This is a genomic window from Pseudonocardia sp. McavD-2-B (assembly GCF_024124365.1).
Lineage (GTDB): Bacteria > Actinomycetota > Actinomycetes > Mycobacteriales > Pseudonocardiaceae > Pseudonocardia > Pseudonocardia alni.
The window spans coordinates 1-10,030 of the sequence record NZ_JAMXSG010000220.1 but is presented as its reverse complement, the minus strand read 5'-3'; the positions used below and the strand labels follow the sequence as shown (position 1 = coordinate 10,030).

General features: G+C 74.0%; 6 protein-coding genes and 1 pseudogene. 2 read left to right on the top strand and 5 right to left on the bottom strand.

The window, feature by feature from the left end:
• The 5 genes and pseudogenes from NH602_RS23090 to NH602_RS23070 all read right to left on the bottom strand — a co-directional run.
• A pseudogene (locus NH602_RS23090) lies at positions 1-127 on the bottom strand (sodium:proton antiporter); the annotation flags it as partial.
• A 1,888-nt stretch (positions 128-2,015) separates the two neighbouring features.
• Positions 2,016-3,815: a BCCT family transporter gene (locus NH602_RS23085; RefSeq protein WP_083658072.1), complete on the bottom strand. Its 1,800-nt coding sequence runs from the start codon at positions 3,813-3,815 to the stop codon at positions 2,016-2,018.
• 134 nt (positions 3,816-3,949) lie between these two features.
• Entirely contained in the window at positions 3,950-5,299 is a 1,350-nt protein-coding gene (locus NH602_RS23080; protein ID WP_253068884.1) for a serine hydrolase, read from the bottom strand.
• A 26-nt stretch (positions 5,300-5,325) separates the two neighbouring features.
• Positions 5,326-6,147 carry a DNA/RNA non-specific endonuclease gene (locus NH602_RS23075; RefSeq protein WP_179762385.1) on the bottom strand — a complete coding sequence of 274 codons (822 nt, stop codon included), beginning with the start codon at positions 6,145-6,147 and terminating at the stop codon, positions 5,326-5,328.
• Positions 6,144-6,686, bottom strand: coding sequence for an Lrp/AsnC family transcriptional regulator (locus tag NH602_RS23070; RefSeq protein WP_073574206.1), 543 nt, complete (start codon positions 6,684-6,686; stop codon positions 6,144-6,146). Before NH602_RS23070 ends, NH602_RS23075 begins: the two co-directional genes overlap by 4 nt.
• A 173-nt stretch (positions 6,687-6,859) precedes the next feature.
• Between NH602_RS23070 and NH602_RS23065 the strand changes: the two genes are divergently transcribed.
• On the top strand, positions 6,860-9,160 hold the full coding sequence (locus NH602_RS23065; RefSeq protein ID WP_179762386.1) for a pyruvate dehydrogenase: 2,301 nt from the start codon (positions 6,860-6,862) through the stop codon (positions 9,158-9,160).
• A gap of 68 nt (positions 9,161-9,228) precedes the next feature.
• A complete protein-coding gene (locus NH602_RS23060) occupies positions 9,229-10,017 on the top strand; it encodes a sugar phosphate isomerase/epimerase (protein ID WP_253068883.1) in 789 nt (262 codons plus the stop codon).
• The last annotated feature ends 13 nt before the right edge of the window (positions 10,018-10,030 follow it).

Sequence of the window (10,030 nt, the reverse complement as noted above, 5' to 3'; positions counted from 1 at the left end):
GCCCGCCACCGGAGCCGAAGATCTCGTTGCGCGAGCCGTCGGGCATCTCCATCCAGGACATGTTCTCCACGACCCCGGCCAGGCGCTGACGGGTCTGGGTGGAGATCGACCCGGCCCGCTCGGCGACGTGCAACCGGTGGCGGGCGGCGACCGCCCGCCCGGCCGGGCCGGTCGCGGTCAGCGCGTGCAGCGCGAGGGCCCGGTGCGCCGGGACCTCGCAGCGGCGCAGGAAGCGGTCCAGCTCGCGCACGGCGTCCCCGGGGTGGCGGGCGAGCGCCCACGCGGCGAGCTCGGCCTCGGCGACGTCGGCCCGCACCCCGCTCATCCGCACGCACACGTACTCGACGTCCTCGTCGGCCAGCTCCCCCGGCGCGGGCAGGTGCATGCCCTGCTCGGTCAGGTACTCGTGCACCGCCCACAGCCCCATCGGGGTCAGCGCGACGACCGTGGGGTCCGGGTCGTCGCGGTGCGCGACCCGGGACAGCTCGTCCAGCTCGTCGGCATCGAGGGTCTCGGTCAGCTCGATCGCCCCGAGCAGCTCGCAGGCATCCAGCAGGGCCGTGACGTCGCGGCGCCACAGCCGCTGTTCGACGTCGCCTGCGAGGTCGTCGACCACGCAGCCGGCCTCGTCGTTGACGGCGTCGCGGACCTGGCGGTGGAAGTGCTCGAGCGGGACCTGCCCGCCGCCGGTGGCGTAGAGGCCGACCCACAGCATCGGGAACGCCTGGGACATCGACATCCCGAACAGCGACGGTGCGCCGAACACGTCGGTCCCGCCCAGGCTGTCGCCGAGACGTCCGACCGACTCGAACACCCGGCGCCACAGCTCGATCGGCCGGTTCAGCAGCGGGCCCGCGCTCTTGACCGGCAGCAGCCGCCCGCGCACCACGCGGACCAGGCGCGCCGAGCGGGCCCAGCGCAGCAGCAGCGACACCTCGGGCAGGTCGTCGCTGGTACGGGCGGTCTCGCGGTAGATGTGGTCGAGCTGCAGGTGCGCGGCGAGGTCAAGCGCGTCGGTGCGGTCGAGGCGACCGTCGGAGGTGAGCCGGCGCCCCGCCCGCACCCACAGGGTCAGCTTGCGGAGCAGCTCGAGGGCCTCGGAGCGCTCCGCGGCGTCGACGAGCGCCGCGGCGCCGGGCATCGGTACCGGCGGCAGCTCGGGGTTCCACTCGGCGCGGGTGGGACGCTGCGCCTCGCGCCGCATGATCTCGGCGAGCGCGTGCCGGTCGACGTCGGTCTGCCCGGCGCCGGCGCGGTCGAGGAACCGCTGCACCGCGGCCGGGTCCGCGGGGTCGACGCCGTGGCGGTGCAGCTGCACGCCCCAGAACTTGCCGAGGTCGTAGTTGCGCTCGTCGGCGAGACCGTCGTGCAGGGCGGGTGTGGAGTCGAGGACCTGACGGTGCAGCGCGTCCGCCGGGTGCGACTGCGGGTCGAACCAGTCGTGCTCGTCGACGAAGTCGATGAGTGCATGGAAGGCGGGGGCGACGTCGTCGGGCTCGAGCACGGTCACCTTGCGCGGGAACCACATGCCCAGCGCGTCGGCGATGTGCGAGCGCGTCCAGCGGCCCAGCCTGCGGTCGCGCGCGTACTTGTAGTCCAGCACGGCGGCGACGAGCGCGGTGTCCACCTCGACGCGACGGCGGCGGGCCCAGAGGGAGAACTGCTCCAGCAGGCGGCTGCGGGCCTCGGCGTACCCCTGGTCGTCCCCCGGGGTGAAGACGAGACGCATCCGGCCCACTGTGTCAGGTCCCTCCCATCCGCTCCGGCTGCGGCGCAGCACTTTCCGATGATCGTCGGTGCGCGCGGGGGCCGTGCACCGGGTGGTCGCAGGAGGTCCAACGAGCGCGGGCGGCCCGGGTCACTCCCGACCGCTCACCGTCGGTGGGCGGTCGCTCACGGGTCGTCCGATCGTCCGGCCGTCCCCGCGACCGTGAGCCCTCGACCCTGCCACGGACGACGGCGGCCGGACACCCCGGGGAGGGTGTCCGGCCGCCGTCGTGTGCGACGAGAGGTGGTCAGTCGCCGCCGACCGGGCTGTCGCGCCGTTCGGCGGTCGCCCGGGTCGACTCGTCGCCGGTCCGCCCCTCCGGCTCGTCGGCCCCGGCCGCGACGGGACCGTTGCCGGAGCTGTCGTTGCCGTCGGCGGGTGCGTTCCCGTCGGTCGTGTCGAACGCACCGACCTTGACGTAGAAGTTCTCGCCGTGGTTGTCGGTGGCCCAGTCGACCGCCTGCTCGAGCACCTGCGCGCCCTTCTCGTCCCGCAGCACGACCTTGTCGCGACGCAGGTCCTTGAACAGTGCGAAGCACAGCAGCACCATGATCACGACGAACGGCGCCGCGACCAGGATGGTCAGGTTCTGGATGCCGTCCAGGGCGTTCTCCCCGCCGGTGACGAGCATCAGCACGGCGACCGCACCCATGACCGAGCCCCAGAAGACCACGACCCACTTGCTGGGCTCGATGGTGCCGCGCTGGGACAGCGTGCCCATGACGATCGACGCGGCGTCCGCGCCGGACACGAAGAAGATCGCGACCAGGAGCATGACCAGCAGGCCGGTGAAGGTCGCCCACGGGTAGGCGCCGAGCATCTGGAAGAGCTGGACGTTGGAGTCGTCGGAGAACTGCGTGCCCTGCTGGGCCTGGGTGATGGCGGTGCCGCCGAAGATGCAGAACCAGACCAGCGAGACCAGGCTCGGCGCGAGGATGACGCCGCCGACGAACTCACGGATGGTGCGCCCGCGCGAGATCCGCGCCAGGAACATGCCGACGAACGGCGTCCACGAGATCCACCACGCCCAGTAGAAGACGGTCCAGCCGGACAGCCACTCGAGCATCGGGGCGCCGCCGACGGCCTCGGTGCGCCCGACCATCTCGAAGAACTGGGAGAAGTACGCGCCGATCGACGTCGGGATCAGGTCGAGGATGATCACCGTCGGTCCGACGACGAACACGAAGAACGCCAGCACCGCCGCCAGCACCATGTTGGTGTTGGACAGCCACTGGATGCCCTTCTCGACGCCGGAGACGGCGGAGAGGATGAACGCGGCGGTCAGCACGATGATGATCGCGGCGAGTACCCAGGGGCTCACCTGGCCGTCGACCCAGCCGACGGTCTGCATGCCGCCGCCGATCTGGAACGCGCCCAGGCCCAGCGAGGCCGCGGAGCCGAACAGCGTCGCGAAGATCGCGAGGATGTCGATGCCCCGGCCGATGGAGCCCTCGGCGGCCTTGCGGCCGATCAGCGGGACGAAGGCCTGGCTGATGAGCTGACGGCGGCCCTTGCGGAAGGTGGAGTAGGCGATGGCGAGGCCGACGACGGCGTAGATCGCCCACGGGTGCAGCGTCCAGTGGAACAGTGAGGTCGCCATCGAGGTCTGCAGCGCGTCGATGGTGCCGGGCTCGGCCGCGCCGGGCGGCGGCGACTGGAAGAAGGTCAGCGGCTCGTTCACGCCGAAGAACATCAGCCCGATGCCCATGCCGGCGGAGAACATCATCGCGATCCAGGAGACCGTGCGGAACTCGGGCTCCTCGTCGTCGGCGCCGAGCTTGATGCGCCCGAACCGGCTGAAGGCCAGGAACAGCGCGAAGGCCACGAAGGCGGTCGCGGCGAGGATGAAGCCCCAGCCGCCGCCGCGCATCAGCCCGCCGAGCATCGCCTCGGCGGTGGCGCCGAGGGTGTCGGCGCTGAGCAGCCCCCACAGCACGAACAGCAGCGCGAGCGCGGCGCCGACGCCGAACACGATCCAGTCGGTGCGGGGCCGGTCGTCCCCGGTCGTGTCCGGACGGCCGTCCGGTGGTGATTGGGCCTGTGTCATACGTGGTCACGCCCGCATGTCGGGCGCATCCCCCCTCCGCTCTCGTTCGTGCAGAAATTGTGCACAAGTCGTTTGTGTGCCGAAAGTGTAGGTACTGGACCGTCCCGTGTCGCTGTGCAAGCCGAACCGTGATGTCAGGAGGTGGTCCAGCCCTCGTCGGAGACGCCGCCGGGGACCGGTGCGGCCGGGTCGTAGGGGGTGCGGGTGAACACGAACGTGGCCAGCCACAGGTGGTCGCGGGCGATCCGCAGGGTCTCCCCGGCGAAGTAGCCGTCCAGGCCGATCCAGGTGCCGTCCGGGCCGGGCCGGAACCGCGACGCGCGTCCGGGGCGCCCGAGGCCGCCGAGGTGCAGCAGCCCGCCGCCGACCGAGCGCAGCGCGTAGGGGGAGGGACCCCAGAACCACGGTCCGAGCAGCTCGGGGTCGACCGGGCAGGGCTGCGGGGCCCACGGCGCGACGATGCGGGGCTCGGCGACCCGCAGGTCGTTCAGCAGCCCGGCGGTCAGCCCGCTGTCCATCCCGGAGGTGGTGTTGCCCATCGCCAGAGCGCCGGCGCCCTCCTCGCGGTCCACCCAGAGCCCGGCGAGGAAGCCGGGCATGGATCCGCCGTGCCCGACCAGCGTCGTCGTGCCGCCGCCCTCGGGCCGCTCGAACCGCAGGACCTGCACGCCCAGGCCGTAGCCGGCCCAGACCGGCGACGTCGGGTCGACGCCCGCGGGCAGCGTCATCTCCTCGACCGTCGCCGGGGAGAGCACGTCGCCGGTGTCGCCGAGCAGCAGGGCGCCGAGCCGGGCCAGGTCCGCCGCGGTGCACCACAGCTGCCCGGCGGCGGCCATCACCCCGGCGTCGTGTTCGGGCTCGGCCAGCACGAGGTCGGCCCACGGGTGCACGGCCCGTCCCGCCGCGGCGGGCTGCTGCGGGCGGGTGGAGGTACGGGTCATGCCCAGCGGGAGCAGCACCTCGTCGCGGGCGACGTCGGTCCAGGCGCGGCCGCGGAGGCGGGCGACGACCTCGCCGAGCAGCCCGAACCCGAGGTTGGAGTAGTGGAAGCGGCGCGCGGCGGGCAGCACCCGGTCGGCGTCGCCGAGGCCCAGCTCCTCCAGCGTGCCGCCGGGAGTGCGCTCCCACCACCGGCCGGGGCTCTCCGAGCCGGCCCCGGCCAGGTGGGACAGCAGCTGACCCAGGGTGCGGTCGCCGAGCGGGGTGCCGGGGAGGTGCCGGTCCAGCGGGTCGTCGAGGTCGAGCAGTCCCTCGTCGCGCAGCCGCAGGACGGTGACCGCGCAGACGGTCTTGGAGATGGAGCCGATCCGGTACTGGACGTCGTCCTCGGCGGCCGCGTCCGGGAGCGCTCCACGCCCGGCGTGCCAGACGAGGGCGCCGTCGCGGACCACCCCGGCGACGAGGGAGGGGACGCGGCCGTCGCGCTGGGCGCGGGCGACGCGGGCGAGCAGGGTGCGCTGGGTGCTGGGGAGCAGCTCGGTCACGGGGCGACCCTAGATCCCCGGCGCGCTCACAGTCCGCGGATGTCGGCGAACGAGCGCAGCCGCACGGCCCGCTCCGACAGTGCGGCGGGCACCGGCTCGGGTACCGGCATCCGGTCCGCCGCGGTCAGCGGGCCCAGGTCGAGCCCGGTCAGCTCGCCGATCCGGGCCACCGGTACCTGGAAGGTGCGGTACGGGCCCAGCGGCGGTGGGTCCCCGGCCGGCGGCTCGGCGAGGTCGCCGAGCTGAGGGGTCTGGTCCAGCAGGTAGGCGGTGGTGCCCAGCGCGCCGCCGACGACGAAGGCGCCGATCTTCCAGAACAGCCGCGGGATGCGCACGCCGCGGTACTCCGGGTCGTCGTCGGCCAGCACCGGGCCGGTGAACACCACGAGCCGCCGATCGTGGTCGCCCGCGTTGTCGAGCAGGTAGTCCTCCAGCCCGCCCCAGGTCTGCTTGTCCTGGTTGAACGCGGCGGCCTGCGGGGCGGCGTTGGTGTAGTGGAACGTGTCGGACTCCGCCGTCGCAGCCTCGGCGGCCCCGCCCCACACCGGGTCCTGGCGGCGGACCAGGTGGCCGCGGTCGAGGTCGTTGTCGGCGTAGAGCTCGGCGCCGGCCTGCTGCCCGGCGGGCAGCCGGTCGTCGAGGCGCCAGTCGTCGGAACGTTCGAGCTGCCGCAGGGTCGCCCCGTCGATCGCGACGGCGGTGGCCGCGGCCAGGCGCCGGTCGGGCCGGTGCAGGGTCGCGAAGTGGGTGTAGGGGAGCAGCACGGTGTCGGTCCCGGGCAGCGTCGGCATCGGCGTCGCGACGCCGAGGAAGTCCGGGTCGAAACCGGGGGCGGCGGGGGCGCTCATCGGCGTGACGGTAGCGGTGCCGGGTGAACGGCGGGTGCGCCTGCGCCGCCGTCGGTCAGGCGGTGCAGCAGCGGGGCGGTGCGGAACCCGACCAGCGAGCGCATGACCAGCGACGTCGACGTGCGCTCCACCCCGCCGATCGCGAGGAGGTGCCCGGCGATCCGGTAGAGGTCGTCGGCGTCGCGGGCGACCAGGTGCACCAGGAGGTCCTCCGGTCCGGAGACGCCGTGCACCTCCAGCACCTCCGGTACCCGGTCCAGTGCGTCGGCGACGGCGGCGAGCTCGCGCTGCACCACCCGCACCGTCACGAACGCGGTCAGCGGGTAGCCGAGCGCCGCCGGGTCGACCCGACGCTCGAAGGTGTCCAGTGCGCCGAGCCGGTCCAGCTTGGCCAGCCGGGCCTGCACGGTGTTGCGGGACAGGCCGACCCGTTCGGCGAGGGCGAGCACCGTCGCGCGCGGGTCCTGCGCCAGGGCCAGCAGCAGCCGGGCGTCGTGGCCGTCGAGCGCGGCCCGCCCGTCACCGGTCGTTCCCGTCACCTGGTGCCCCCTCCTCGTGTCCGCAGGTGCGCATTATGCCGTCCCGGCGCGCGTCCCGCCCGGCCCGGCGCGTGCACTCTGCTCAGTCGTACGGGCTGTGGTTGTGCACTCGTCGATGTGGTGGTGGGCTGACTGGGCAGGCTGCATGGGCGACGAGGCTGGAGTGGTGGGCGATGGGCACGCAGACGGTGACGACGGACACGCTCGTCGAGATCGAGAAGCGGGTGCTCTGGCTGTCCACCGCGATCGTCGACGCGGCCAACCGGCGCGGTGACCCCAGCGGGCTGAAGGTGGGCGGGCACCAGGCGTCGTCGGCGTCGATGACGACGATCATGACCTCGTTGTGGTTCGAGCACCTGCGGGCCGGGGACCGGGTCTCGGTCAAGCCGCACGCCTCGCCGGTGCTGCACGCGATCAACTACCTGCTCGGCGAGCTCGACGAGCGCTACCTGAGCACGCTGCGCGCCTTCGGCGGGCTGCAGTCCTACCCGTCGCGGTCCAAGGACCCCGACCCGGTCGACTACTCGACCGGCTCGGTGGGCATCGGCGCGACCGCCCCGATCTGGGGTGCGCTGGCCCGCCGCTACGTCGACACCCACTTCGGGGGTGCCGGAGAGGGCAGGCAGTACTCCCTGGTCGGCGACGCCGAGCTCGACGAGGGCGCCGTCTGGGAGGCCATCCTCGACCCGATGGTCGGTGAGCTGGGCGAGGTCGTGTGGATCGTCGACCTGAACCGGCAGTCCCTGGACCGGGTCGTCCCCGCGATCGGCGCGCCGCGGATCGAGGGCATGTTCTCCGCGGCCGGCTGGCAGGTCCTCACCGTCAAGTACGGCAGGCTGCTGCACGAGCTGTTCGACCGCCCCGGCGGCGACGCTCTGCGCGCCCGGATCGACACCATGCAGAACGCGGAGTACCAGCGGCTGCTGCGCTGCGACGCCGACGAGGTCCGCACCCGGCTCCCCGACGGACACGCCGACCTGGCGGAGCTCGTCGCCGGCCTCGACGACGACACCCTGCTCGCCGCGGTGCGCAACCTCGGCGGGCACGACACCGCCGCGCTGCGCGACGCGTTCTCCGCGATCGACGACACCCGGCCCACGGTGATCCTCGCCTACACGGTCAAGGGCCACGGCCTCGCGACCGCGGGCCACCCGCAGAACCACGGCTCGATCCTGAGCGCCGACCAGGTCCGCGAGCTGGCCGACGCCGTCGGCGCCGACCCCGACGACCCCTGGCGGCGCTTCGACCCGGAGTCCCCGGCGGGCGAGGTGGTGGCCGGCGCGGCGCAGCGGCTGCACCGCGACCCGGTCGACGACCAGCCGGTCCCGCCGCTGCCGACCGACATCGGACGCACCCCGACCGGGCGGGCCACCACCCAGGCCGCGCTCGGCCGGGCGCTGCTCGACCTCACCCGAGAGGCCCCCGAGGCGGCCGGCCGGGTGGTCACGCTCTGTCCGGACGTGTCGTCGTCGACGAACCTGGGCGGCTGGGTGAACAAGGTCGGCGTCTGGTCGACCGCGGAGCGCAAGGACTGGTTCGACGACGATCCCGAGACGATCCTGCACTGGCGCGAGCGGCCCACCGGCCAGCACCTGGAGCTGGGCATCGCCGAGGGGAACCTCGTCGGGGCGCTGGGGGAGCTGGGGGCGACCTGGTCGCGCTGGGGCCGTCCGGTGCTGCCGATCGGGGTGCTCTACGACCCGTTCGTCGAGCGCGCGCTGGAGCCGTGGTCGTTCGGCATCTACGCGGGTGGCCAGTCGATCCTCGTCGGCACGCCCTCCGGGGTGTCGCTGGCCCCCGAGGGCGGTGCCCACCAGTCGGTGACGACGCCGTCGGTCGGGCTGGAGCAGCCCGGCTGCGTCACCTACGAGCCGGCGTTCGCCATCGACACCGAGTGGACGCTGCTCGCCTCGCTGGCCCGGCTCGGCCGTCCGGACGGCACCAGCGCCTACCTGCGCCTGTCGACCCGGCCGGTGGACCAGACCCTCGCGGCGGTCCCGGCCGACCCGGCCGCGCGCGAGCGGCGCCGGCGTCAGGTGGTCGCCGGGGCCTACCCGCTCCGCCGCGCCGCGGGCACACCGGCGCTGACCATCGCGGTCGCCGGTGCGCCGACGACCGAGGCGCTCGCCGCGGCGGACCGGCTCGCCGAGCTCGGCCACGACGTCGACGTCGTCGTGGTGACCAGTCCGGGGCTGCTGTTCGACGCCCTGCAGGCCCGTGCCGGACGCCCCGCCCGTCCGCAGGCCGAGCCGTGGATCCTGGAGTCGGCGTTCCCCGCGCGCCGGGCCGCGCCGCTGGTCACCCTGCTCGACGGGCACCCGCACACCCTCGCGTTCCTCGCCGGGGTCAACCGGGTCCCCGCGACGCACCTGGGCGTTCATCGCTTCGGTCAGTCCGGCGACCTCGCCTCGGTCTACGCCCACCACGGGCTCGACGCGGACACGGTCGTGGCGGCCGGACTCGACCTGCTGTAGACGGAACCGGACATCGGGTGACGTACGTCGCTGGATCGCGCAAACGACAATGACTACGGTTACCGACCATGCTGCTTCTGGGGTTGGCGTCGGTCACCTTCCGTGAGAGGTCCGTTCCGGACGTCGTGCGCCTGGCGGTCGACGCCGGGTCCGAGGTCGTCGAGTGGGCCGGAGACCGGCACGTCCGTCCCGGTGACCGCGCGGCGGCGTCGGCGGCCCGCGGTGCCTGCGCGGGCGTAGGGCTGCGGATCGGCACCTACGGCAGCTACCACAAGGCCGGTGCGTCCGACCCCGGCGAGTTCGACGCCGTCGTCGCGACGGCGGCCGAGCTCGGCGCCCCGCGGGTACGGGTCTGGGCCGGGACGGCGGCTTCGGCCGACGTGTCGCCCGCCGGGCGCGCCGCCACCGTGGACGCGCTGCGGCGCTGCGCCGACGCCGTCGCCGAGCGGGGGATGGGGCTGCTCGTCGAGCACCACGTCGAGTCCCTCACCGACGGCCTCGACACCGCGCTGAGGCTGCGCGCCGAGGTCGGCCACCCCGCCCTGGTCGCCCACTGGCAGCCGCGCGAGCTGCCGGACACCGACGTCTGCCTGGCCGAGGTCCGCGCGCTGCGCCCGGCCACCGTGCACGCGTTCTCCTGGGGCGCCGACGGATACACCGAGCGGCTGCCGCTCGGCGACCGCGCCGACCTGTGGGCCCCGGTGCTCGCCGAGCTCACCGCGCAGTCCCGCGACGACGGCACCGACACCGAGGTGCTGCTGGAGTTCGTGCCGGGCGACACCGCCGCCTCGCTGCGCCGTGACGCCGCCGCGCTGCGCGACCTGCGGGCCGGGCGCGAGCTGGCCGGTGCGCGATGAGCGCCCGTCGCCT